35 protein-coding genes are annotated in these 22,491 nt (G+C 37.9%); 1 reads left to right on the top strand and 34 read right to left on the bottom strand.

Annotated elements, in window-relative coordinates; translation table 11 throughout:
- Positions 1–4 precede the first annotated feature (4 nt).
- From gatC to J3U50_RS01545, 6 genes are all read right to left on the bottom strand, one after another.
- Positions 5–310 carry an Asp-tRNA(Asn)/Glu-tRNA(Gln) amidotransferase subunit GatC gene (gene gatC, locus J3U50_RS01570; protein WP_034531556.1) on the bottom strand — a complete coding sequence of 102 codons (306 nt, stop codon included), beginning with the start codon at positions 308–310 and terminating at the stop codon, positions 5–7.
- A gap of 63 nt (positions 311–373) precedes the next feature.
- The gene (locus J3U50_RS01565) at positions 374–1,474 is read right to left on the bottom strand and encodes a CamS family sex pheromone protein (protein WP_263526016.1); all 1,101 of its coding nucleotides are present in this window, start codon (positions 1,472–1,474) and stop codon (positions 374–376) included.
- Between the two features lie 18 nt (positions 1,475–1,492).
- Positions 1,493–3,511, bottom strand: a complete 2,019-nt coding sequence (gene ligA / locus J3U50_RS01560) for an NAD-dependent DNA ligase LigA (RefSeq protein WP_301945432.1) — start codon at positions 3,509–3,511, stop codon at positions 1,493–1,495.
- Between the two features lie 11 nt (positions 3,512–3,522).
- Positions 3,523–5,784, bottom strand: a complete 2,262-nt coding sequence (gene pcrA, locus J3U50_RS01555; protein WP_301945431.1) for a DNA helicase PcrA — start codon at positions 5,782–5,784, stop codon at positions 3,523–3,525.
- Between the two features lie 106 nt (positions 5,785–5,890).
- Positions 5,891–6,466, bottom strand: a complete 576-nt coding sequence (locus tag J3U50_RS01550) for a xanthine phosphoribosyltransferase (RefSeq protein WP_301945430.1) — start codon at positions 6,464–6,466, stop codon at positions 5,891–5,893.
- Positions 6,447–7,115: a glycoside hydrolase family 73 protein gene (locus J3U50_RS01545; RefSeq protein WP_051592211.1), complete on the bottom strand. Its 669-nt coding sequence runs from the start codon at positions 7,113–7,115 to the stop codon at positions 6,447–6,449. The genes J3U50_RS01550 and J3U50_RS01545 overlap by 20 nt, the downstream gene beginning before the upstream one ends.
- A gap of 139 nt (positions 7,116–7,254) precedes the next feature.
- Here J3U50_RS01545 and J3U50_RS01540 point away from each other — a divergent pair, with 139 nt between their 5' ends.
- On the top strand, positions 7,255–7,524 hold the full coding sequence (locus J3U50_RS01540) for a hypothetical protein (RefSeq protein ID WP_041152910.1): 270 nt from the start codon (positions 7,255–7,257) through the stop codon (positions 7,522–7,524).
- 18 nt (positions 7,525–7,542) lie between these two features.
- On the opposite strand, the gene J3U50_RS01535 is transcribed toward J3U50_RS01540, so the two are convergent.
- From J3U50_RS01535 to rplP, 28 genes are all read right to left on the bottom strand, one after another.
- Positions 7,543–8,142 (bottom strand): ECF transporter S component, encoded by a 600-nt coding sequence (locus J3U50_RS01535; RefSeq protein ID WP_301945429.1) that lies wholly within the window; start codon positions 8,140–8,142, stop codon positions 7,543–7,545.
- A gap of 138 nt (positions 8,143–8,280) precedes the next feature.
- Entirely contained in the window at positions 8,281–8,673 is a 393-nt protein-coding gene (gene rpsI / locus J3U50_RS01530; RefSeq protein WP_034531546.1) for a 30S ribosomal protein S9, read from the bottom strand.
- Between the two features lie 13 nt (positions 8,674–8,686).
- A complete protein-coding gene (rplM, locus tag J3U50_RS01525; RefSeq protein WP_034534424.1) occupies positions 8,687–9,130 on the bottom strand; it encodes a 50S ribosomal protein L13 in 444 nt (147 codons plus the stop codon).
- 121 nt (positions 9,131–9,251) lie between these two features.
- Complete coding sequence (gene truA / locus J3U50_RS01520) at positions 9,252–10,052, bottom strand: tRNA pseudouridine(38-40) synthase TruA (RefSeq protein WP_053791931.1); 801 nt, start codon at positions 10,050–10,052, stop codon at positions 9,252–9,254.
- 9 nt (positions 10,053–10,061) lie between these two features.
- Positions 10,062–10,856 carry an energy-coupling factor transporter transmembrane protein EcfT gene (locus J3U50_RS01515; RefSeq protein ID WP_301945428.1) on the bottom strand — a complete coding sequence of 265 codons (795 nt, stop codon included), beginning with the start codon at positions 10,854–10,856 and terminating at the stop codon, positions 10,062–10,064.
- A complete protein-coding gene (locus J3U50_RS01510) occupies positions 10,849–11,724 on the bottom strand; it encodes an energy-coupling factor transporter ATPase (protein ID WP_054608318.1) in 876 nt (291 codons plus the stop codon). Before J3U50_RS01510 ends, J3U50_RS01515 begins: the two co-directional genes overlap by 8 nt.
- On the bottom strand, positions 11,694–12,521 hold the full coding sequence (locus J3U50_RS01505) for an energy-coupling factor transporter ATPase (RefSeq protein ID WP_054608364.1): 828 nt from the start codon (positions 12,519–12,521) through the stop codon (positions 11,694–11,696). The genes J3U50_RS01510 and J3U50_RS01505 overlap by 31 nt, the downstream gene beginning before the upstream one ends.
- Positions 12,522–12,697: 176 nt before the next feature.
- Complete coding sequence (gene rplQ / locus J3U50_RS01500; protein ID WP_034531537.1) at positions 12,698–13,081, bottom strand: 50S ribosomal protein L17; 384 nt, start codon at positions 13,079–13,081, stop codon at positions 12,698–12,700.
- Between the two features lie 21 nt (positions 13,082–13,102).
- Positions 13,103–14,053: a DNA-directed RNA polymerase subunit alpha gene (locus J3U50_RS01495; RefSeq protein WP_034531535.1), complete on the bottom strand. Its 951-nt coding sequence runs from the start codon at positions 14,051–14,053 to the stop codon at positions 13,103–13,105.
- 73 nt (positions 14,054–14,126) lie between these two features.
- On the bottom strand, positions 14,127–14,516 hold the full coding sequence (rpsK, locus tag J3U50_RS01490; protein ID WP_034531534.1) for a 30S ribosomal protein S11: 390 nt from the start codon (positions 14,514–14,516) through the stop codon (positions 14,127–14,129).
- 23 nt (positions 14,517–14,539) lie between these two features.
- Positions 14,540–14,905, bottom strand: a complete 366-nt coding sequence (gene rpsM, locus J3U50_RS01485) for a 30S ribosomal protein S13 (RefSeq protein WP_034531532.1) — start codon at positions 14,903–14,905, stop codon at positions 14,540–14,542.
- Between the two features lie 27 nt (positions 14,906–14,932).
- Positions 14,933–15,049: a 50S ribosomal protein L36 gene (gene rpmJ, locus J3U50_RS01480; RefSeq protein ID WP_034531530.1), complete on the bottom strand. Its 117-nt coding sequence runs from the start codon at positions 15,047–15,049 to the stop codon at positions 14,933–14,935.
- Between the two features lie 33 nt (positions 15,050–15,082).
- Complete coding sequence (infA, locus tag J3U50_RS01475) at positions 15,083–15,301, bottom strand: translation initiation factor IF-1 (RefSeq protein ID WP_034531529.1); 219 nt, start codon at positions 15,299–15,301, stop codon at positions 15,083–15,085.
- 159 nt (positions 15,302–15,460) lie between these two features.
- Positions 15,461–16,111 carry an adenylate kinase gene (locus J3U50_RS01470; protein WP_277813699.1) on the bottom strand — a complete coding sequence of 217 codons (651 nt, stop codon included), beginning with the start codon at positions 16,109–16,111 and terminating at the stop codon, positions 15,461–15,463.
- A 30-nt stretch (positions 16,112–16,141) separates the two neighbouring features.
- Complete coding sequence (gene secY, locus J3U50_RS01465) at positions 16,142–17,458, bottom strand: preprotein translocase subunit SecY (protein ID WP_034531525.1); 1,317 nt, start codon at positions 17,456–17,458, stop codon at positions 16,142–16,144.
- On the bottom strand, positions 17,459–17,890 hold the full coding sequence (gene rplO, locus J3U50_RS01460) for a 50S ribosomal protein L15 (RefSeq protein ID WP_034531523.1): 432 nt from the start codon (positions 17,888–17,890) through the stop codon (positions 17,459–17,461).
- A gap of 25 nt (positions 17,891–17,915) precedes the next feature.
- Positions 17,916–18,098 carry a 50S ribosomal protein L30 gene (gene rpmD / locus J3U50_RS01455; protein ID WP_034531522.1) on the bottom strand — a complete coding sequence of 61 codons (183 nt, stop codon included), beginning with the start codon at positions 18,096–18,098 and terminating at the stop codon, positions 17,916–17,918.
- Between the two features lie 14 nt (positions 18,099–18,112).
- Entirely contained in the window at positions 18,113–18,616 is a 504-nt protein-coding gene (rpsE, locus tag J3U50_RS01450) for a 30S ribosomal protein S5 (protein ID WP_034531520.1), read from the bottom strand.
- Positions 18,617–18,636: 20 nt separating this feature from the next.
- Entirely contained in the window at positions 18,637–18,993 is a 357-nt protein-coding gene (gene rplR / locus J3U50_RS01445; protein WP_080695536.1) for a 50S ribosomal protein L18, read from the bottom strand.
- A 54-nt stretch (positions 18,994–19,047) separates the two neighbouring features.
- On the bottom strand, positions 19,048–19,587 hold the full coding sequence (rplF, locus tag J3U50_RS01440; protein ID WP_054608320.1) for a 50S ribosomal protein L6: 540 nt from the start codon (positions 19,585–19,587) through the stop codon (positions 19,048–19,050).
- Between the two features lie 31 nt (positions 19,588–19,618).
- On the bottom strand, positions 19,619–20,017 hold the full coding sequence (rpsH, locus tag J3U50_RS01435) for a 30S ribosomal protein S8 (RefSeq protein ID WP_034531516.1): 399 nt from the start codon (positions 20,015–20,017) through the stop codon (positions 19,619–19,621).
- Positions 20,018–20,050: 33 nt separating this feature from the next.
- Positions 20,051–20,236 (bottom strand): type Z 30S ribosomal protein S14, encoded by a 186-nt coding sequence (locus J3U50_RS01430; protein ID WP_034531514.1) that lies wholly within the window; start codon positions 20,234–20,236, stop codon positions 20,051–20,053.
- 18 nt (positions 20,237–20,254) lie between these two features.
- Positions 20,255–20,797 carry a 50S ribosomal protein L5 gene (gene rplE, locus J3U50_RS01425; RefSeq protein WP_034534416.1) on the bottom strand — a complete coding sequence of 181 codons (543 nt, stop codon included), beginning with the start codon at positions 20,795–20,797 and terminating at the stop codon, positions 20,255–20,257.
- 28 nt (positions 20,798–20,825) lie between these two features.
- The gene (gene rplX, locus J3U50_RS01420) at positions 20,826–21,134 is read right to left on the bottom strand and encodes a 50S ribosomal protein L24 (protein ID WP_034531511.1); all 309 of its coding nucleotides are present in this window, start codon (positions 21,132–21,134) and stop codon (positions 20,826–20,828) included.
- Positions 21,135–21,166: 32 nt separating this feature from the next.
- Positions 21,167–21,535 (bottom strand): 50S ribosomal protein L14, encoded by a 369-nt coding sequence (gene rplN / locus J3U50_RS01415; RefSeq protein ID WP_034531509.1) that lies wholly within the window; start codon positions 21,533–21,535, stop codon positions 21,167–21,169.
- Positions 21,536–21,587: 52 nt separating this feature from the next.
- The gene (rpsQ, locus tag J3U50_RS01410) at positions 21,588–21,848 is read right to left on the bottom strand and encodes a 30S ribosomal protein S17 (RefSeq protein WP_138741669.1); all 261 of its coding nucleotides are present in this window, start codon (positions 21,846–21,848) and stop codon (positions 21,588–21,590) included.
- 24 nt (positions 21,849–21,872) lie between these two features.
- A complete protein-coding gene (gene rpmC / locus J3U50_RS01405; protein WP_034531506.1) occupies positions 21,873–22,067 on the bottom strand; it encodes a 50S ribosomal protein L29 in 195 nt (64 codons plus the stop codon).
- Entirely contained in the window at positions 22,057–22,491 is a 435-nt protein-coding gene (gene rplP, locus J3U50_RS01400) for a 50S ribosomal protein L16 (protein WP_034531505.1), read from the bottom strand. Before rplP ends, rpmC begins: the two co-directional genes overlap by 11 nt.

Genomic DNA, 22,491 nt, shown 5'->3' with positions numbered 1-22,491 from the left:
TTCACTAGTCCCCGCTTTCATCAATGATTGTAGGTGTTCTAATTAATCCGTCGGAAACGTCTGGTGCATTATCTAGTAATGCATCCCTTTGTCCCCAATTATCAGCAACATCTTCTCTCATAACGTTAATTTGATCTGTAACACTAAATGTTGGTTCGACATTGCTAGTATCTACATCATTTAAGGAATCAAAAATTCCCATGATACTACCTAATTGGTCAGTAAAGTATGGTAGTTGTTCATCGGTTAATTCTAGCTTAGCCAATGATGCAACGTGACTTACTGTCTCTTTACTAATTTTTTCAGACATCGTTGTTCCCTCTTTCTTATATATATTTGATAATACTGCTATCAGTATTTTAACACATTCACATTAGTAACTGGTAAAAACGTGAGTATAGAAATTCTTTGATCCAGTTTTTCTTGATAGGAAACTTTGAATTCCTTCTGAAGAACTAACTTGGATATCAATTGGAATGTTGTTTGGTAAGTACTTCTTAGCTGTAGAAGCTACGTATTGAGTGAAACTGATGATTTCACTTTGACCATAAAATTGAGTGGTGATGTTAACGTGTAGACCACGCAAACTTCCATCAACGTAATGAGCTTGAGCGGTAACACCACTTAAGTTAGGGAAGAACTTTTGTACTTGGTTCTTGAAGTTTTCAAAAGCGTCTTCGTCATTACTGTTAACTTCACTAGTTGAACTATCTGGTAGGACATAGTTCTTAATGTTTAGTGACTTCCAGTTATCAACACTGGTTGATCCAGCCTTGTTAACTGAATATGAGTAGAAGTTACCACCGACTAGACTATCGTTAGATGCTTGTTTGTATAAAGCAATCACGATTGGAATGTTCTTTAGGTCCTTCTTTTGTCTTAGACGTTGTAATACCTTGTCGGCAATTTCCTTACCTTGTTTTTCAATATCACTATCGCTTAATTTCTTCTGGTAAACGGCACCATAAGCTTCCTTACGGTAGTAGTAAACGGAGTTAATTCCAAGACCAACAGTCATTCCCTTAATCTTTAGAGAGCCATGACTTTGTTCCATGAAATCTTGTTCATCCATTTGTTGTAAGTAAAGTGGTTCCTTAGTATCACTACCTGCTGGGTTTAAACCATCAGGGTTGTTCTTACTCTTACGACCCAACCAATCTTCAGCAGTACTAGTGTCGATGTATTGGCCTTCTTGTAGGATGTATGTATCTGTTGGGAATTGATCCTTTGAGATACTTAGTAAACCATTTTCAAACCCTTTTAGGTTCAATTGGTTGTCATTTTGTTGAACAGAAACCCCTCTGGATTTACTTGTTAAATAGTGACCATTCTTAATTACACCTTGATAATAATTGCTATTAGTTTGGGAAATAACTTGAGTACCAGATGAACTGCTACTGTTATCGTTGCTTCCACAGGCTGCTAACACTAATGCACTTAGTAGTGCTACAAATAAAACGTTTAATTTTTTCAACTTGCTTTCCTCCACAAATTACTTAGTTTCATTAACTACAGCAATAAAATCTTGTTCGGTCCATACATCTACGCCGAGGCTTTGGGCCTTTGTTAACTTACTTCCGGCATCTTCACCGACGATTAAAACATCAGTCTTCTTAGAAACGCTTCCGGTAACCTTTGCACCGTGGTTTTCCAACCATTCGCTGGCCTTTGGACGTGTCCATTCTGAAAGCTTTCCGGTTAAGACCATTGTCTTTCCAGCAACTGGTGAATCAGAAATCTCAATATCCTCTTGTGTAGCTCCTAGATATTGCATGTTCACGCCAACTGATTTGAATTCATCAATTAGTTTTTGTGCTTCAGGATTTTCGAAGTAAGTCACAATGCTATCAGCGATTGTTTGACCCATTCCGTTAATCTCAGCAATGTCTTCGGCACTGGCTTCCATTAGCTTATCCATATTACCGAAGTGTTCTGAGATAATTCTAGCAGCCTTAGCACCGACGTGTCTGATTCCTAGACCAAATAGTAATCTTTCAACGGAATTACTACGGCTATTATCAATTGCAGATAACAAGTTCGTTGCGGACTTGCTACCAAACTTATCTAGGGTTTCAAGTTCTTCTTGAGTTAGTTTGTACAAACTAGCCGCATCATCTAACATGTGACGATCGAATAGTTGTTGGACAATTCTTGGACCCAATCCATCAATGTTCATCGCATTTCTGGAAGCAAAGTGATTGATTTGTTCACTTAATTGAGCTGGACACTTTGGATTAATACATCTCAAAGCAACTTCATCATCCAAGTGAACTAGCTTATCACCACATGATGGACAAGTGGTTGGAATGACATATTCTTCACTGTCAGCTGGCCGTTTGCTTGGGATATATTCAGAAATTTCTGGAATGATATCTCCGGCCTTGTGCAATTTCACAGTGTCACCAATGCGGACACCCTTTTCTTCTAGGTAATCGGGGTTGTGCAATGATGCCTTGGAAACCTTGGTACCAGCTAATTGAACTTCGTTCATGATGGCAGTTGGTGTAACAACACCGGTTCTACCGACCGTCCATTCGATATCTAGTAGTTTAGTTTCAACTTCTTCTGGTGGGAACTTGTAAGCAATCGCCCACTTTGGCACCTTCACAGTGGTTCCGATTTGTTCTTGTAAGGATAAGTCATTTTCCTTAATAACAATTCCATCGATACCATAGCTTAGTTCATCACGACGTTGTGTGTAATATTCGATGTAGTCATGAACATCGTCCATGTTTTTAATCACACGGTATGTGGGATTAATGGTGAAACCTAAATCCTTAAGTTCTTCCAATAATCCTGCTTGGGTATTAGTTTCTAGATCATCGTAGTTTGCAACGTTGTACATGAAGGTACTTAGCTTACGATGAGCGGTAACCTTTGAGTCTAATTGTCTTAGACTTCCGGCTGCCGCATTACGTGGATTGGCGAAAACTGATTCACCATCTTTTTCACGTTGTTCATTTAGTTTCACAAAAGATGACTTAGGCATGTAGCATTCACCACGCACCTCGATATCGATTGGACGAGTTAGCTTTTGTGGAATTGATTCAATCGTCTTTAGGTTGTTGGTGATATCTTCACCAATTGTTCCGTTTCCACGAGTTGAACCTTGAACTAAAATCCCGTTTTCATAGCGAAGTGAAATTGCTAAACCATCAATCTTTAATTCACAGTTGTACTCGGTGATTTCTGGAAAGTTCTTATCTAATCGGTCGATGAAGTCCTTTAGTTCTTCTTCAGAGAAGACATCCCCTAAAGAAAGCATCGGAATTTCATGGTTGACCTTGTTGAAACCAGGTAAGGTTTGGCCCCCAACGTTTTGAGTTGGTGAATCAATAGCGATTAAATCAGGATGACTAGCTTCGATTTCTTGAAGTCGACGGTAGCTCATATCATAAACATGATCTTCTACACTTGGACTATCTTCTTGATAGTATTGACGACTCCAGGTCTTTAGTTGGTCTTTTAATTTATTGTATTCAGTTTGAATATCGTTACTTTGATCAGTCAATTAGCTCACCTCTATTGAACTTTTTGAATTGGTGCGAATGCAGCTAATAGTCTCTTTAATCCCTTGTCTGGGAATGCGATATCTAGTTCCATATCTTCGCCAGTACCGTTAACTTTAACAACAGTACCTGTTCCCCAGGCCTTGTGTTCAACTTTGTCACCAACGGTCCATGCCTTCTTGTCAGCACCAGTTCCTTCAGGTTTTTGAACCTTCTTAGCTGGTTGCTTGTAAGCACGTTGTTGAGCAAAACGCGCATTACGTTGGCTTCTGTTTGAATCAAATGGTGTCTTTACAGTACTGCTTTGTGCGAAGTTGTTTTCTGATTCAATCAATTCTGGTGAAATTTCGTTTACAAAACGAGATTCAGGATTAGTTTGACGACGACCATATAACATTCTTGAGAACGCGTTAGTTAAGAATAGTTTTTCTTGCGCACGGGTAATTCCCACGTATGCTAAACGACGTTCTTCTTCTAGTTCCTTTTCGTTTTCCATTGAACGACCTAGTGGGAAGATTCCTTCTTCCATTCCCATTAAGAATACGACTGGGAATTCTAGTCCCTTGGCAGCATGAAGTGTCATTAAGGTAACTTGTGGAGCGTTTTCTTCGACGTCGTCTTGTGCGGAAACTAAGGCTAGATCTGCTAAGAAGTCGGTTAATGGTTCGTTACCATCTTCGTTTTCTTCTTCACTTCTGTTGGTATCGAATTGTTGAGTTACTGAAATAAATTCTTCAATATTTTCAATTCGTGCCTTGTTTTCAAGTGAGTTGGTCTTCTTTAGTTCAGCTAGGTAACCAGTGTCATCCAATACGTGTTGGGCAACATCAGTTACGCTACCTTCTTTGGCAACCTTTTGAATCTTAGTCATTACGTTGGCAAAGTCAGCAATTGAGTTTCTAGCACGACTTGAAAGTGTGTTATTTAAATCAACATTCTTAGCAGCTTCTAGCATTGACCAACCGTTTTCACCGGAGAAAATTCTTAGTTTATCAACACTTGATGCCCCAATTCCACGTTTAGGTTCATTGATGATTCGTTCCAAACTCATTGAATCACTTGGGTTAGCGACTAATGTTAGGTAAGCCAAGATGTCTTGGATTTCCTTTCGGTCGTAGAACTTGTGTCCACCAACAATGTTGTATGGAATGTTTGATTTTAGAAGTGTTTCTTCAATGATACGTGATTGAGCGTTGGTACGGTATAGGATAGCAAAATCATTGTATGAGTAATGCTTTTCATCCATAATCTTTTGAATTTGGGTAACTGCGAAACGTGCTTCATCAATTTCGCTTTGTCCACGGTAGTATGAAACCTTGTCCCCTTCTTTGTTTTCGGTCCAAAGGTTCTTAGCCTTTCTAGCAACGTTGTTTTGAATAACGTCGTTAGCAGCACTTAAGATGTTCTTAGTTGAACGGTAGTTTTGTTCAAGTAATGTTGTGTGAGCATCGTTGTAGTCATCTTGGAAGTTCAAGATGTTGTTCATGTTGGCACCACGCCAACCGTAGATACTTTGGTCAGAATCCCCAACAACACAGATGTTTCTGTACTTCTTAGCAAGCATAGTAACTAGTTTGTATTGAGCTTCGTTGGTATCTTGGTATTCATCAACGTGAATGTATTGGAATTTGTTTTGATAGTATTCCAATGTTTCCTTGTCAGATTCAAACAATTGGATGGTTAACATGATTAAATCATCAAAGTCCAATGCTTGGTTTCCGTGAAGACGTTTTTGGTATTCTTCATAAACCTTTGATACAGTTTCTTCAAATGGACTGTTATGGTCAATTGATTCACTGTATTGAATTGGGTCTAATAAATCATTTTTAGCGTTTGAAATAGCTGAAAGAATTGCTCTTGGGTCGTTCTTCTTAGGATCAATATCGAAGTCCTTTAGAATTCTCTTTACCAAGGTTCTTTGTTCACTACTACCGGCAATGGTAAATGCACGGTTAAAACCAATCTTATCGATGTGTCTTCTTAAAATTCTGACACATAGAGCATGGAAAGTTGAAATCCAAACGTCGTTTCCACCGTAATCTAGTAGGTTAGAAACACGTTCTTTCATTTCACGAGCTGCTTTATTGGTAAAGGTAATTGCTAGGATATTCCATGGCAATACGTTTTTTTCTTCGATTAAGTAAGCAATGCGATGGGTTAAGACACGGGTCTTACCACTACCTGCACCGGCCATTATCAATAGAGGACCTTCGGTACATAATACTGCTTCTTTTTGTTTATCATTCATTCCTGAAATTAAATCATTTACTGGCACAAAAAACACAATCCTCTCAAATTTATATATAGTTTAATTATATCATAGCTGGGCATATTTTCATTTAGCACCAAATAAAAAAGTCGGCAAATTATGCCGACTCTTTTTAATCTTCTACAAAAGTGACTTTGTCGTTATCCAATGATTTAATTTTTGCAAGTGATTCTAGATGAATCCCTGTCTTTTCAATCAAATCGTGGCCCTTTTGGTATGATTTTTCAATTACGATACCAATTCCATTAACTGATACATTAGCTTGCTTTGCTACGTCCAATAATCCTTGAACGGCTTGGCCATTGGCTAAGAAATCATCAATGATTAATAGACGGTCATTTGGTTGAATAAATCTTTTATCAATACTAATTTGGTTGCTGGTTTGTTTAGTGTATGAATATACCTCACTAGTATATACGTCATCTGTTAGTGTTAAACTTTTATGTTTTCTAGCAAACACAACTGGGACATCCATGTATAATCCAGCCATTACTGCAGGAGCAATTCCAGAAGATTCAACAGTTACGATTCTAGTAATGTTGTCGTCCTTAAATAGTCTGGCAAATTCCTTACCCATTTCAGCCATCAATCTAGGATCAACCTGATGGTTTAGAAATGCATCAACTTTTAATACATCCCCTGGTAGTACACGACCGACTTCTTTAATCTTATCTTCCAGTAGTTTCATTTGATGTTCCTCCTGTAGTGGTAGTTTGTTTATCATATTGATATAGCTTGTATTTACGGATGATTTCAATAATCTTATTGCGATATGTTGGATCTGTCGCATATCCGTCAACTTGTAGACCCTTGGCAGCAGCAACGTAATTATCTGAGTCAATTACATCCTTATACTGATTTGGGTTCCAATCAGTCCCATTTACGAGCAATAACGCGTGGCTTTCGACTGACTCGGACCAACTGTTATATACTCTAAAACGACCAGTGATGGTGATAAATTGGCCGTTTACGAACTCTTGGGTAGAAAGATTCACAGATGGTTGGTTTCCAGACGCTTTAACACCGTATAAGTTATTATATTGACTAGATAATTGACTAGTTCCCCAGTTTGACTCAAGGATTGCTTGGGCCAAACTGATACTAACTAGGATGTTGTAACGCCTTTGCACGTCATTTGCGGCCGGTAATAAAGCATTGATGAACTTACGATGCTTCTTTAACACATTCTGTTGTGTATATGAATCATACGTGTAAATGCGATCAAATATCTTCATCCCACCTGCGAATAAGAGTACGCCAACGATTAAAATAAAAATAAGACATCCAAAGTTAGATGTTTTCTTCTTTCTTCTTTTTCGATATCTTCTTTTACTCACAGAACCTCTCCTTATATTATTTAATATTCTAAACTATTCGCTAAAAAAAAGAAAATCAAATTTTAACTTAAATATTGTTTAATTGACAAATGACTCATTTTTCTGTAATTTTAAGGTATAAGTTAGGAGATGTATGCTTTTGGTAAAAGATAAATTAACAAGCAATGACAAATCACCATTTGATGTTGGTGACCAAGTTTCATTCATGCTAGAAAAGAAGAAATTCCAAGGAATCATTGAAAAAGGATACAACAACTCATACATGATTGGTTTTCAAACTACCGATCCTGCATTAGAGGACAAATACCACGGAAAGATCGTTATTAACAACAAGAACATCACCATGGTAAAAGAAGGACCTCACAACTCAAAAGGTAAAAACAAAGATAGTGAAGCCGACGAAAAGTAATAAAAAGCACTGATGACATTAGTCATCGGTGCTTTTTTTGCGTATTTTCAATAATGGTGAGCCAATCACTGGTACCAATGCACCAGATAGGATGGCTTCCACTAACCCGTTGGTTGCTGCTACAAATAATAGATATGGTAGTAGTTGATCAACATTAATGTGGTAAATGTTAAATGCATCCCCACGATAGAATACATAGATTAATCCTAACACCACAATGGTGTTAACTAGTGAACTAACAAAACCAGTGATTGCCATGTACATGCGATATGGCTTGTTAGGTTTGTATAGACGTTTAAAAACTAATCCAGCGACTAACCCAACTAGGATTCTTGGTAGTACAGAAACTAGTGGGTTCGTAAATACATAGATTGCCAATGGACTAGTTGGCCACCAGAATGCGCGGACAAATGTAATTAATCCCCAAACACCACCGACAATTGCCCCCTCTTTAGTGCCAAGCAGAATTGCAGCTAAGACAACTGTGATTGGAATAATTGTAACGCTAAGTGGTCCAATTGGAATGTTTCCCAATCCAGGGATACTTGTTTGTATGATAATTATTGCGATAAACACGGATAAGATGTTCATCTTATAAGCTTTATTTCTAATGATCATCATCTCCTCTTTGAGATTTTACTTTCATATAAAACAACATTGAATATTAAACACTATTTTCATTAATAAGTCCACTTATGTATAAAAAAAGAACTTCCACACGGGAAGTTCTTTTGAAAACAGAAAGATAAGTGTATCTTAACGTTTTGAGAATTGACCAGCTTTACGAGCTTTCTTAAGACCTGGTTTCTTACGTTCTTTCATACGAGCGTCACGAGTTAATAAACCGGCACTCTTTAATGAAGCACGGAAGTCAGGATCTACTTCTAGCAATGCACGAGCGATTCCGTGACGAGCTGCACCAGCTTGTCCTGAGAAACCACCACCGTTAACATTGATTAAAGCATCGTAGTTACCTGATGTTTCAGTAACATTGAATGGTTGCATTACCACTGCTCTTAAGTTAGGGAATGGAATGTAATCTTCAATATCCTTTTTGTTCATAACAACTTTACCAGTACCGGGTACTAAAATTACTCGGGCTACTGAGTCTTTACGACGGCCTGTGCCGCGATATTGTACTTGAGCCAATTAAGTTTCCTCCTTAAATTAGGTTATTAATGTCTAATACTTCAGGGTTTTGTGCTTGGTGAGCATGGTTAGCATCAGCGTATACGTGTAAGTGTAGTAATTGCTTGTGAGCTAATGTACCACTTGGTAGCATACCTTTAACTGATGTTTCAACTAACTTGTCTGGAGTATCATTTAACATTTGACCAGCAGTTTTTTGTTTTAGACCACCTAAATAACCTGTGTGGTGGGAGTATAGCTTATCGCTAGCTTTACGACCTGTTAATGCAACTTTTGAAGCATTAATAACAATAACGTTATCGCCAGTATCTACATGAGGTGTAAATGTTGGCTTGTTTTTTCCTCGTAAAATAGAAGCAACGACAGTTGATAGACGACCTAAACTGATATCAGTTGCGTCAATGATGTACCACTTGCGTTCTACTTCACCTGGTTTTGCCATATATGTTGTACGCACTTTAATCTTCCTCCATGTTTCTGTGTTTGTTCGACACCAATATAAGTTTCCGGGGCTTATTGTGGGGCAAACAATACCATGCTTTATACTACAATTTTTTAATTATAAAGTCAACCTAAAATCATCTTTGATGATGAGGTAGTTTTGTAGGATGAGCAGGATCATCTCCCTCATAGTATACATGTTTTAAGTATAGTCCGCTAGCGGGAACCGTTCTTCTTGCTTCAGTACGATCCTTAACTTCGTATAGTCTTAAAATATCATGTACATCCCTTGAACCTGAACCAATTTCAACTAAAACCCCTACCATGATTCTGACCATGTTATATAGGAAACCATTACCGTAAAATTCGAATATCAATTCATTTTCTTTTTCATCAATTCGACATTTTGCTTCGTAGATGGTTCTGACATTGGTTCTAGCTGATGAACCTGAGGCAACAAAACTAGTAAAGTCATGTTCACCAATCAAGTCCTTTAGCGCAATGTTAATCTTGTCAATATCAACCGGGAATCTCCATTGCGCTGTATATCTGCGTTTAAACGGATTACGGAATTCACCCATATCCATTCGATACATGTATCGCTTCCCTGATACATCGTATCTTGCGTGAAAGTCACTTGGGACCTTTTCTACCTTTTTAATTTGAACATCCAAAGGTAGCATGCTGTTCAATGCCTTTAGCATGTTTTCTTCAGGAAGGTCGTATGGAAAGTCAAAATGAGCGACCTGTCCTAATGCATGAACCCCTGCGTCTGTTCTACCGGATCCATACACGGTAATTGCTGGGTCCGGATTTTTGGCCATCTTATTAACAATCTTGGTTAAGATTCCTTCGATGGTTCTTTTCTTTGGCTGACGTTGGAAACCATAAAAGTCGGTTCCATCATAAGCCATCGTGATTTTATAACGATATGACATTTCTATTATCTAACTCCTATATATAAATATAACTATCGCCATGACTAAAATTAATAGCATGCATACAAAATCATTTGGTTTCCATTTAAATGTATGAAAGTGAGAGCGTTCCTTGTTAGTCTGATATCCCCTTGCTTCCATCGCGATACTTAAATCATCGGCATGCTTAAAAGCACTGACAAACAAAGGTATCAATAATGGGACAAACGCCTTAACACGTTTGATTAGTCCCCCATCACCGAAGTCGACACCACGAGAACGTTGTGCATCCATGATTAATTTAGTTTCATCCGTTAAGGTTGGCACGAATCTCAATGAGATTGAAATCATCAAAGAGAAAGTTTCAACCGGGAAATTAAATTGCTTTAGTGGTTTTAATAACGCACTAATACCTTGTGAGATTTCAAGTGGTGATGTCGTTAGTGTCAACACAGTCGACATCGCAATGATTAGCATAAAACGAATCGTTAATACGATTGCGTTTAAAATTCCATAGCTTGTTAATTTAACAATTCCCCATGAGAAGTAAACGTGACCACCTGATCCAAAGAATACCTGAATCATGACTGTGAAGATAATTACCCACAGCATTGGCATTAATCCCTTGATGAAGTATCCAAAAGAACACTTTGATAACAAGACGAATAACAACACAGTTGCTGCCATCACGACGTATGTAATTAAATTGTTGGCAAAGAAAACCATGATGATATAGGCAAATGCGATTAACATCTTGGCGGCTGGATTCATTTTATGAATTAGTGAGTTACCAGGAAGGTATCTTCCAAATATAAAGTTATTCATCCTTATCTTCATTCCTTAATTTATTAATGATGCCGTTAATTAATTCGTCCGCGTCTAAAGATAACTTATCAAGTTCTACACCTTTATCAGCCAAATCCTTGGTAATCTTAACAGTCTCAGGTACTTGTAAATCATACTTGTTCAAGAAATCCACATCCGTGAATAGTTCGTCAGGATAACATTTTTTAACAACCTTACCGCCACTCATCACGACTACTCGATCAGAGTATTTAGCGACGTCATCCATTTGGTGACTAACTAAAACGATTGTCATGTTTTCTTCTCGATTAAGTCTTCTAATCAAGTCGAGGATATATTGTTGTCCCTCTAAATCTAAACCAGCAGTTGGTTCGTCCAACACTAGGATTTCTGGGTTCATTGCTAAAACTCCAGCAATCGCTACCCTTCTCTTTTGACCACCCGATAAATCAAATGGTGACTTCTTCAATAGGTCATGGTCTAAATGCACCAAGTCAGATGCATGCATCACAGTATCGTTTAGTTCGTCTCCGGTAACGCCAAAGTTACTTGGACCAAAGGCAATGTCTTCCTCCACTGTTTCCGCAAACAGTTGTTGTTCTGGAAACTGGAATACCATGCCAATCTTTTGACGGAGTGGCTTTAGGTGCTTGTTATTAGTACGACTTGTGATTTCCTTATCACCAATTGTGACACTACCACTAGTTGGCTTTAATAAGGCATTGATGTGTTTAATCAATGTCGATTTTCCACTACCAGTCTTACCGATAATTGAAACAAAAGAACCACTCTTTATCTTCAATGAGACATCTTCTAGAGCATGAAATTCTAATGGCGTGTTTTCTTGATATACGTGGCTTACATTTTTGAATAATATTGCGTTATCCATTCTACAATCTCCTCGTCATTCAAATAGTCATCAGAAATATCAAAGCCCTCTTCCTTTAATCTCAAACGTAGTTGTTCTGAGAAAGGTAGCTTCAAACCATATTCCTCGACATTGTCTAATTCAGTGAATAGCTTTTGTGGAGTGGTATCTAATACCATCTTACCGTCACGAATTAGAATCGTACGATCTGATTTTTCGATTTCGTTAATATCGTGTGAAATCGATAATACAGTTAGATTATACTTTGTTCTAACCTCATTAATCAAATTTGTTATTAAGTATTTTGCTTTTGGATCTAACATGCTAGTGGCTTCATCCAAGATAATAATCTTTGGATTCATGGCTAGAATCCCCGCAATGGCAACACGTTGCTTTTGTCCACCTGACAATCTTGTTGGGTCCTTTTCAGCATAGTCCAACATATCAACGTCAGTTAACGCCTTTTCAACCGCAGCCTTCATCTTATCCTGTGGCATGTTTCTGTTTTCTAAACCAAATGCGATATCATCTTGCACCGTTGATGCCACAAACTGGTTGTTAGGATCTTGGAAAACAATCCCAATTCTATCTCTTATGTCATTAACAGTATCTTCGTTTAATTCAATTCCATCAACTTTGATACTGCCGCTTTGGGCCTTTAATAAACCATCTAGTAAGCTAATTAGTGTCGATTTTCCACTACCGTTTTTTCCGATAATGGATACCCATTCACCTTCATTAATATCAAAGGATAAATCATTTACAGCAAAGTTGGTTGAATCAGTATATTTAAATTTTAGGTTTGATACATTGATAATCTTACTAGACACTTCATTCACCCCGTTTAAAATTATGTATAAAAAAATCACTAATAGGCTATTGATGCGAAGCAAAGCTCCATTCAAGCTAGACTTGGGGCTTGCCCATCATCATAACGCTTTATATCAATAGCCCTAGTGATTTGTTGTTACTATTTAATTAAGTTTACGATTAATTAATCAACTAATTGTAAAATAACCATTGATGCACCGTCACCACGACGAGGCATAGTCTTTAGAATACGAGTGTAACCACCGTTACGTTCTGCATACTTAGGAGCAATTTCATCAAATAGCTTTTGTAATGCAGTAGTAACAGTTACGTCATCACCATCTTCTTTAGCGTCAGCAACTACGTTTTGTAGGAATGCTGCAGCTTGACGACGAGCATGAAGATCTCCACGCTTACCAAGAGTAATCATCTTTTCAGCAGTTGAGCGTACTTCTTTAGCACGAGCTTCAGTGGTCTTAATTTCACCGTTTACTAACAAGTCAGTAGTTAGGTTACGTAGTAATGAACGACGGTGTGCACTAGTACGTTGTAATTTACGGTAACTCATAAATGGATATCCTCCTTTATACTAATCTTCTTTACGCAATGACAATCCAAGGGCTTCTAACTTATTCTTTACTTCAACAAGTGACTTACGTCCTAAGTTACGAACCTTCATCATGTCTGCTTCGCTTTTGTTGGTTAATTCTTGAACAGTGTTGATTCCTGCACGCTTCAAACAGTTGTATGAACGAACTGATAAGTCCAATTCTTCAATTGTCATTTCAAGCATCTTTTCTTTGTGTGTTTCTTCCTTTTCAACCATAACTTCAGTGTTCTTGGCTTCATCGGTAAGATCAACAAACATAGCAAGATGGTCGTTTAGAATCTTGGCTGCTAAACTAATTGCTTCACTAGGAGTGATGGAACCATCAGTCCAAACGTCAAGAGTTAGCTTATCAAAGTCAGATCTTTGACCAACACGTGCGTTTTCAACTTGATAATTAACACGTTCGATTGGGGTATAAATGGAATCAACTGGTAAGACACCGATTGGCATTCCATCATTACGAGCCTTATTCTCATCAGCAGAAACATATCCGCGACCCTTGTTTGCAGTCATTCTCATGTGGAATGTAGAACCTTCAGCAACTGTAGCGATGTGTAAGTCTGGATTTAAGACAGTTACATCACCATCAGCCTGAATGTCTCCAGCAGTTACTTGAGCTGGACCTGTAACATTGATTTCCATTTCTTTGTCTTCGCCATCTTCGGCATCCAACTTCAATGAAATCTTCTTAACATTTAAAATAATTTGAGTTACGTCTTCTACAACACCAGGTACTGTAGAAAATTCATGTAAAACATCATCAATTTGAATGCTAGTTACGGCTGCACCAGGTAAAGATGAAAGTAAAATTCTACGCAACGAGTTTCCAAGAGTTGTTCCGTATCCACGTTCTAGTGGTTCAACAACAACTTCTCCATAATTATCAGTTTCATCAATCTTATGAATATTAGGTTTTTCAAATTCAATCATTCTTATCTTCTACCCCTTTCAAAACGCTCTGAGTTAAATATTAATTAGTCCATCATACAGAGATGAGAATAAATTAAACTCTACGACGCTTTGGAGGACGAGATCCATTATGTGGAACTGGAGTAACATCACGAATAGCAGCAACTTCTAAACCAGTTGATTGAAGTGCACGGATAGCTGATTCACGACCTGAACCAGGACCTTTAACAGCAACTTCAACAGTCTTCATACCATGTTCCATAGCTGTCTTAGCAGCGGCTTCTGAAGCCATTTGTGCAGCAAATGGAGTTGATTTACGACTTCCACGGAATCCTAAAGCACCAGCAGATGACCAAGCAATTGCATTACCTTGCATGTCGGTAATCATAACTAATGTGTTATTAAAAGTAGAGTGAATGTGAGCAACACCAGATTCGATGTTCTTCTTTACTCTACGCTTACGAGAACCTTTCTTTTGAACCATGATTTACTAACCTCCTTTATTTATTATTTTTTCTTACCAGCAATAGTTACTTTTTTACCCTTACGAGTACGGGCGTTGTTCTTTGTGTGTTGACCTCTAACAGGTAAACCACGACGGTGACGCATTCCACGGTAAGAACCAATTTCTTGAAGCTTCTTGATATTCATTCTTACTTCACGACGTAAGTCACCTTCAATTTTGTAATTGTCAACAACTTCACGGATTTTATCTTCTTGGTCTGGAGTTAGATCACGAACACGAACATCTTCTGAAACGCCAGCCTTTGAAAGGATTTCAGCAGCTCTGCTTTGACCGATTCCAAAGATGCTAGTTAGACCAATAACGATACGCTTATCACGTGGTAAATCAATTCCGGCGATACGAGCCATTCAAACACACCTCCTGTTTATATAAAATTACTTACCTTGTCTTTGTTTATGTTTTGGATTTGAGCAAATGACCATAACACGGCCTTTTCTCTTAATTACTTTACAATTTTCACACATTGGTTTTACTGATGGACGAACCTTCATTATATAACCCTCCTATACTTCAAGACAGTATCCTTACTTATAACGGTAAGTAATACGTCCCTTGCTTAAATCATATGGTGACATTTCAACTGTGACACGATCACCAGGTAAGATACGAATGTAATGCATTCTGATCTTACCGGAAACGTGAGCTAAAATTTCGTGACCATTTTCTAGTTCAACACGAAACATAGCATTTGGTAAGGTTTCGCTAACCTTACCTTCAATTTCAATAACATTATCTTTAGACAAAGAATTTTCCTCCTCGAAAAATACGATTACTACATAAAGGTAGCCAAATGCCAAGATATTATCGACAAAGACCGCCATGTAGCTAATCGCAAATACACATGGGTTAGTTTATCACACAAACATACTTCCAGCAACAAATGCTAGCCGCAGAAGCAATTACTAGAATTGCTTAAGTATTTTGTCAATGTCTTTAGTAACATCATCAATATCTTGACCACCATCAACAGTGAATAATAAATCACGTTCTTTGTAAAAATCAATTAATGGTGTATTCATCTTGATGTTTACATCTAAACGATTCTTAACTGTTTCAGGCTTGTCATCACTACGTTGATAAAATTCATGGCCACCACAAATATCACAAGTATCTTCAACTTTTGGCATTTTGTATAGCTTGTGGTAAGTGGCACCACAGTTCTTACAAATAAATCTACCAGAAAGTCGATCAACAAGAACTTTAGGGTCAACGTCAATATTTATAACAGCATCCAATGGACGATCAAGCTCTTTACAAATTTCTTGTAAAGCATTTGCTTGTTCGATAGTTCTAGGAAAACCGTCTAACATATATCCTTTTTTAGTATCATCTTGTGCAAGACGATCTTTAACAATTCCACATGTTACATCATCAGGAACCAAGTTCCCTTTGTCAATATATTGTTTTGCCTTTAATCCCATTTCAGTTTGGTCTTTTATAGCGGCACGAAAGATATCTCCAGTAGAGATATGTGGAATACCATAATTTTCAATAATGGATTCAGCTTGTGTACCTTTACCAGCTCCAGGAAGCCCCATTAAGATTAAGTTCATTGACATATTTAATTACCTCCATTCACACTTTTATAAATCATTTGGACGAGGTGATTGAATGAATCCAACATATTCTTGTTTCATCATTAAACCACGAATTTGTCTAATTGTTTCGATGGCAACACCAACAACAATTAGTAAACTAGTACCACCTAAACCGATGGATTCGTCTAAGCTCCAAACGTTTTGTGCAATTAAAGGAATTAAAGCAACAATTCCTAGGAATAGGGCTCCAACTACGCTAAGTCTCATTAAGACTTTTGATACGTAAGTTTGAGTTCCATTTCCTGGCCAAACACCTGGAATATAGCTTCCTTGTTTTTGCAAGTTTTCTGAAAGTTTTTCAGGGTTAACTTGAACAAAAGCGTAAAAGAATGTAAAGACAACAATTAATACAGTGTATAAGGTAGCACCTGATAGAGTTTGCATATTAAATACGTTACTCAATACTTGGTACCAACCATCACCAGAATGTTTACCTGCAAAGAAAAGCAAGATTGCTTGTGGTGTTGAGATAAACGAACTGGCGAAGATAACAGGGATAACACCGGCAACGTTAACCTTTAAAGGTAGGTAACTATTGTCACCCGCGCCTGTTTCTCTTCTAGTATATTGAATTGGAATCCTACGTTCAGCTTGTTGGAACCAGGTAACAAAAGTAACAATTATTAGAATTACAACGAATAGCGCAGCTAAGAATAAGATAGAAGGCCATAATTGTGAAGAAGTATCTCCAACGATGTATTCCTTATATAATTGTTGAACTCCTGTAGGAATTCTTGCGATAATACCGGCGAAGATGATCATTGAAACACCTTGACCGATACCACGATCAGTAATCATGTCACCCATCCAAGTTGTTAACATTGAACCACCGGTTAAAATTAAACCGATACTCAAATAAGTAGCAGGACCAGGATTTTGAACAAGGTTCAAACTGCTTAAAGTGTTAAATCCGGCTGTAATTCCAATAGACTGCACGAAAGCAAGAAATACTGTAAGTATTCTGGTAACTTGGTTCAACTTACGTCTACCAACGTCACCTTGTTTGCTCCATTCAACAAAACGAGGAACGATGTCCATTTGTAATAGTTGAACGATGATTTGCGCAGTAATATATGGTGAAACACCCATAGCAAATAGTGAATAGTTAGTTAATCCACCACCACTAAAGGTGTTTAAAATGCTAACCAAGCCAGATGAAGCAACGCTTTGGAGTGCTTTAGCATTTATACCAGGAACTGTAATATAAGCACCTAATCTAAAAACAATCAATACTCCCAAAGTAAACATGATTTTATTTCTAATATCTTTTACCTTAAAAGCGTTTTTCAAGGCTGATAGCATTTAGATCACCTCGATCTTACCGCCAGCATTTTCGATGGCTGATTTAGCAGCATCAGAAAATTTGTTAGCCTTAACAGTTAGCTTCTTGTTAAGTTCACCGTTACCTAGAATCTTAATTCCATCCTTGGCACTCTTAACGATACCAGCTTCCATTAAAGTTTCTGGTGTAACTTCAACACCGTCGTCAAATTGATCTAAAGTAGATAAGTTAACGATAGCGTATTCCTTACGGTTAATGTTAGTGAAACCACGCTTAGGAATTCTACGGTAGAAAGGCATTTGGCCCCCTTCGAATCCAACACGTGTCTTACTACGAGCCTTTTGACCCTTTTGTCCACGACCAGAAGTCTTACCTTTACTTCCTAATCCACGACCTAGACGTTGTCTTGATGAACGTGAACCTTCGGCAGCTTTTAATTCATGTAATTTCATTTGAAGTGCACCTCCTTGTTATTTATTACTTAACTTGTTCAACTTTAACTAAGTGTGCGATATGGAACAATGCTCCACGAGTTGCTTCGTTGTCAGGTTTAACAACAGTACTGTTAATACGACCTAAACCTAGCGCCTTAACAATTTTACGTTGTTTGGGGAGACGGTGTTCTGCACTGTGAGTTAAAGTAATCTTTAATTGAGCCATCTTCTAACCCCTCCTTATTCTGCTAAATGTTGAGCAGAAACGCCACGTAAAGTAGCAACTTTTTCTGCACTCTTCAATGCTTTTAGTCCTTCAAAAGTAGCACGAATAGCATTGATTGGAGTATCTGAACCTAAACGCTTACTTGTAACATCGTCAATACCAGCTAATTCCATAACTGAACGAACGGCACCACCAGCGGCAACACCAGAACCTTCTTCAGCAGGTTTTAACATGATCTTACCACCACCATAAGTACCGATAATTTCATGAGGAATAGTAGTACCAACCTTAGGAACACTAATTAAGTTCTTACGACCATCTTCAACAGCCTTACGGATAGCATCTGGAACTTCTTGAGCTTTACCAGTACCGAATCCGACGTGACCATTTCTATCACCAACAACAACTAAAGCAGCAAAACGTAGACGACGTCCACCTTTAACAACCTTAGTAATACGGTTGATTGATACGACAGTATCTTCAAGTTCTAATTTATTTGGATCAATAAATTCAGCCATTGCGGTTATTCCTCCTTTTATTAAAATTCTAGTCCGTTTTCACGTGCAGCTTCAGCAAGAGCTTGTACACGTCCATGGTATAAGTAACCACCACGGTCGAAAACAACATTTTTAACATTTTTTTCAACGGCACGTTTGGCAACTAAAGCACCAACAGATGATGCTTGTTCAGTCTTGTTTGAACCGTTAACTTCTTTGTCTAGAGTTGAGGCACTAGCAAGCGTAACACCCGCTACGTCATCAATAACTTGAGCGTAGATGTTTTTGTTAGAACGGTAAACGTTCAAACGTGGGCACACAGCAGTACCAGAGATTTTGTTACGGACACGCAAGTGACGACGTTGACGTGTCTTGTTTTTATCTGGTTTATTAATCAAAATAGTCACCTCTTAAATATTAATTAAAATAGTTAAGCAATGAGATCTAACTCATTACTTACCTGTCTTACCTTCCTTACGACGAACAACTTCGTTTTCGTAACGAATACCTTTACCCTTGTAAGGTTCAGGTGAACGAACAGCACGAACACGAGCTGCAAAGTCACCAACGTGTTCTTTGTTGATACCGCTGATAGTAATAGTTAAACTATCTGGAGTTTCAACCTTAAGATCATCATTGATTTGCATTTCAACAGGGTTGGAGTAACCAACGTTTAATTCTAGGACAGAACCTTTAGCTTGAGCACGGTAACCAACACCGACTAGCTTAAGTGTCTTAGTAAAACCATTTGATACACCTTCAACCATGTTGTTTAAGTTAGCACGCATAGTACCGTGCATTGCACGGGTCTTGTTATCGTATCTAACTGCTGGTTCAAAAGTTACAACGTTATCATTAACGTTCATCTTGATAATTGGTGAGAATTCACGAGTTAGTGAACCCTTAGCACCTTTAACAGTTACGTTGTTACCTTCAGTTGATAATTCAACACCTTCAGGTAAAACAATCTTTCTGTAACCAATACGACTCATTTCATTACACCTCCAATTCAAGCAAAAAGTATTACCAAATGTAAGCTAATACTTCTCCACCAATTTTTTTAGCACGAGCTTCTTTATCAGTGATAACACCTTCAGAAGTTGAGATAATTGCAATACCTAAACCATTTAATACCTTAGGAATTGAATCAGATTTTACGTATGAACGTAGACCAGGTTTTGAAATACGCTTCAAACCAGTGATAACACGTTCATTGTTCTTACCATATTTTAGGAATACGCGGATAACGCCTTGTTTGTCGTCTTCAACGTATTCAACATCGCGAACGAAACCTTCACGTTTTAAGATTTCAGCAATGTTGTTTTTGATTTTTGAAGCTGGAACTTCAACTGAATCGTGACGAGCCATGTTGGCGTTACGAATTCTAGTTAATAAGTCAGCGATTGGATCTGTCATGGACATTAACGTAGACCTCCTATCTAATTATAGTTAATTTTACCAACTTGCCTTCTTCATACCAGGGATTTGGCCTTTGTGCGCAAGATCTCTGATGCATAGACGGCATAAATGAAACTTCTTGTAAACTGAATGAGGTCTACCACAGCGTTCGCAACGAGTGTAATTTCTTGTTGAGAATTTAGCAGGACGTTCACTTTTTACAACTAATGCTTTTCTAGCCATATTATTTATACCCTCCTATTATTTTGCAAATGGCATACCGAATTGAGTTAACAATTCTTTGGATTCTTCGTCAGTGTTAGCAGTTGTAACAATAACGATGTCTAATCCACGTACACGGTTAACGTTATCGTAGTTAATTTCTGGGAAAATTAATTGTTCACGAATACCTAGAGTGTAGTTACCACGACCGTCGAATGAACGGTTGTTAACACCATGGAAATCACGAACACGTGGTAATGAAACGTTAACTAACTTGTCTAAGAAGTCATACATACGTTCACCACGTAGAGTAACTTTGGCACCAATTGACATACCTTCACGTAAACGGAAGCCGGCGATTGATTTCTTAGCCTTAGTTACTAGAGGTTTTTGACCAGAAATTAGAGTTAATTCTGAAACAGCTTCGTCTAAGTTCTTAGCGTTAGTAACAGCGTCACCAACACCCATGTTTAGAACGATCTTTTCAATTTTTGGAGCTTGCATAACTGAAGAGTAGTTAAACTTTTCAACTAATGCTTTTGTAATTTCATTTTTGTACTTTTCTTGTAAACGGTTTGACATGGAAAGGTATCCTCCTTTCAATTAAATTTTAATCGATTGATTTGTTTGATTTTTTAGAAATACGAACTTTCTTACCATTTTCAATTTTGAATCCAACCTTAGTTGGTTCGTTAGTTGATGGGTCAATTAACATAACGTTTGAAACATGAATAGGAGCTTCAACTTCATTAATGCCACCTTGTGGGTTAGCTTGTGAAGCTTTTTGATGTTTCTTAACAATGTTAATGCCTTCAACGATTACGCGATCTTTTGAAGCGATAGTCTTGGTAACAGTACCTTCTTTACCTTTATCCTTACCACTAATAACGCGAACTTTGTCACCGGTTTTAATAAACATTTCTTGGCACCTCCTTGGTTGACATTGATTAATTAAAGTACTTCAGGGGCTAGAGAAACGATCTTCATGAATTCGTTGTCACGTAGTTCACGTGCAACTGGTCCGAAAATACGAGTTCCCTTTGGACTTTTATCATCTTGAACAAGTACGGCAGCATTTTCATCGAAACGGATGTATGAACCATCTGCACGACGTGATACTGACTTAGTTCTTACGATTACAGCCTTAACAACGTCACCCTTTTTGACAACGCCACCTGGTGTTGCTTGCTTAACAGTAGCAACAATGATATCACCGATACCTGCATATCTTCTGCTTGATCCACCTAAAACTTTGATAGTTAAAAGTTCACGAGCACCTGAGTTATCAGCAACTTTCAAACGACTTTCTTGTTGAATCATTAGCTAATACCCTCCTTCCGGTATTTACTCAGAATACGATAAAATTCTTATGTTAGATAATAACAGCTTTTTCAACGATATTAACTAGACGGAAATTCTTAGTAGCTGATAGCTTACGTGTTTCCATAATTTCTACAATATCGCCCATCTTAGCTTCATTGTTTTCATCATGAGCCTTGTACTTCTTTGAGTACTTAACACGTTTTCCGTAAGTAGGATGTGTTTTGTAAGTTTCAACAACAACAGTGATGGTTTTGTCCATCTTGTCTGAAACAACACGGCCTCTGTAGACCTTACGCATATTACGTTCCATATTACATTGACCTCCTATCGTATTCTATTTGTTTAGTTCTTGTTGACGCAAAGCAGTTTTGATACGTGCAATGTTCTTACGAACTTGCTTCAATCTTGCAGTGTTTTCCAATTGACCAGTAGCTAATTGAAAACGAAGGTTGAATAGTTCTTCTTTATAGCTTTGTTCTTTTTCATGCATTTGAGCAGTGGTTAGTTCATTAATTTCTTTAGCCTTCATTTGATTCGCCACCTACTTCCTCACGTTTAATAATCTTTGTTCGAACAGGAAGTTTAGCTGAAGCTAAACGTAAAGCTTCTAGAGCAACTTCTTCAGAAACTCCACCAACTTCGAATAGGACTTTTCCACGTTTAACTGGAGCAACCCATCCTGCTGGAGAACCTTTACCATTACCCATACGAACCCCTACACCTTTTTCAGTGTATGACTTGTGAGGGAAAATCTTAATCCAAACTTTCCCACCACGCTTCATATGTCTTGTCATAGCAATACGACAAGCTTCGATTTGACGGTTAGTGATCCAATGTGAATCGATTGATTGTAAACCAAATTCACCGAATGAAACAGTGTTTCCACCCTTTGAATGACCACGTAACTTACCACGGTGTTCACGACGGAACTTAACACGTTTTGGTACTAGCAT

It is taken from the genome of Lactobacillus sp. B3795 (genome assembly GCF_026535805.1).
GTDB lineage: Bacteria > Bacillota > Bacilli > Lactobacillales > Lactobacillaceae > Apilactobacillus > Apilactobacillus kunkeei_C.
Note: the sequence above shows the minus strand (reverse complement) of the source record. Positions and strands in the feature narration are given on the sequence as shown.

Bases quoted from the DNA above. Each gene is read 5' to 3' on its own strand.
- rpmC (WP_034531506.1), bottom strand. From the start codon at position 22,067: ATGAAGGCTAAAGAAATTAATGAACTAACCACTGCTCAAATGCATGAA.
- rplE (WP_034534416.1), bottom strand. From the start codon at position 20,797: ATGTCAAACCGTTTACAAGAAAAGTACAAAAATGAAATTACAAAAGCA.
- rplQ (WP_034531537.1), bottom strand. From the start codon at position 13,081: ATGAGTTACCGTAAATTACAACGTACTAGTGCACACCGTCGTTCATTA.
- truA (WP_053791931.1), bottom strand. From the start codon at position 10,052: ATGTCATATCGTTATAAAATCACGATGGCTTATGATGGAACCGACTTT.
- rpmD (WP_034531522.1), bottom strand. From the start codon at position 18,098: ATGGCTCAATTAAAGATTACTTTAACTCACAGTGCAGAACACCGTCTC.
- rplO (WP_034531523.1), bottom strand. From the start codon at position 17,890: ATGAAATTACATGAATTAAAAGCTGCCGAAGGTTCACGTTCATCAAGA.
- J3U50_RS01510 (WP_054608318.1), bottom strand. From the start codon at position 11,724: ATGGATAACGCAATATTATTCAAAAATGTAAGCCACGTATATCAAGAA.
- rpsE (WP_034531520.1), bottom strand. From the start codon at position 18,616: ATGGCTGAATTTATTGATCCAAATAAATTAGAACTTGAAGATACTGTC.
- J3U50_RS01495 (WP_034531535.1), bottom strand. From the start codon at position 14,053: ATGATTGAATTTGAAAAACCTAATATTCATAAGATTGATGAAACTGAT.
- rplX (WP_034531511.1), bottom strand. From the start codon at position 21,134: ATGTTTATTAAAACCGGTGACAAAGTTCGCGTTATTAGTGGTAAGGAT.
- rpsQ (WP_138741669.1), bottom strand. From the start codon at position 21,848: ATGGAACGTAATATGCGTAAGGTCTACAGAGGCCGTGTTGTTTCAGAC.
- J3U50_RS01550 (WP_301945430.1), bottom strand. From the start codon at position 6,466: ATGAAACTACTGGAAGATAAGATTAAAGAAGTCGGTCGTGTACTACCA.
- J3U50_RS01430 (WP_034531514.1), bottom strand. From the start codon at position 20,236: ATGGCTAGAAAAGCATTAGTTGTAAAAAGTGAACGTCCTGCTAAATTC.
- rpsK (WP_034531534.1), bottom strand. From the start codon at position 14,516: ATGGTTCAAAAGAAAGGTTCTCGTAAGCGTAGAGTAAAGAAGAACATC.
- secY (WP_034531525.1), bottom strand. From the start codon at position 17,458: ATGCTATCAGCCTTGAAAAACGCTTTTAAGGTAAAAGATATTAGAAAT.
- J3U50_RS01515 (WP_301945428.1), bottom strand. From the start codon at position 10,856: ATGAATAACTTTATATTTGGAAGATACCTTCCTGGTAACTCACTAATT.
- rplP (WP_034531505.1), bottom strand. From the start codon at position 22,491: ATGCTAGTACCAAAACGTGTTAAGTTCCGTCGTGAACACCGTGGTAAG.
- J3U50_RS01470 (WP_277813699.1), bottom strand. From the start codon at position 16,111: ATGAACTTAATCTTAATGGGGCTTCCTGGAGCTGGTAAAGGTACACAA.
- J3U50_RS01535 (WP_301945429.1), bottom strand. From the start codon at position 8,142: ATGATCATTAGAAATAAAGCTTATAAGATGAACATCTTATCCGTGTTT.
- rpsH (WP_034531516.1), bottom strand. From the start codon at position 20,017: ATGTCCATGACAGATCCAATCGCTGACTTATTAACTAGAATTCGTAAC.
- rplN (WP_034531509.1), bottom strand. From the start codon at position 21,535: ATGATTCAACAAGAAAGTCGTTTGAAAGTTGCTGATAACTCAGGTGCT.
- rplF (WP_054608320.1), bottom strand. From the start codon at position 19,587: ATGAGTCGTATTGGTTACAGAAAGATTGTTTTACCTGAAGGTGTTGAA.
- rpmJ (WP_034531530.1), bottom strand. From the start codon at position 15,049: ATGAAGGTTCGTCCATCAGTAAAACCAATGTGTGAAAATTGTAAAGTA.
- rpsM (WP_034531532.1), bottom strand. From the start codon at position 14,905: ATGGCTCGTATCGCCGGAATTGATTTACCACGTGATAAGCGTATCGTT.
- gatC (WP_034531556.1), bottom strand. From the start codon at position 310: ATGTCTGAAAAAATTAGTAAAGAGACAGTAAGTCACGTTGCATCATTG.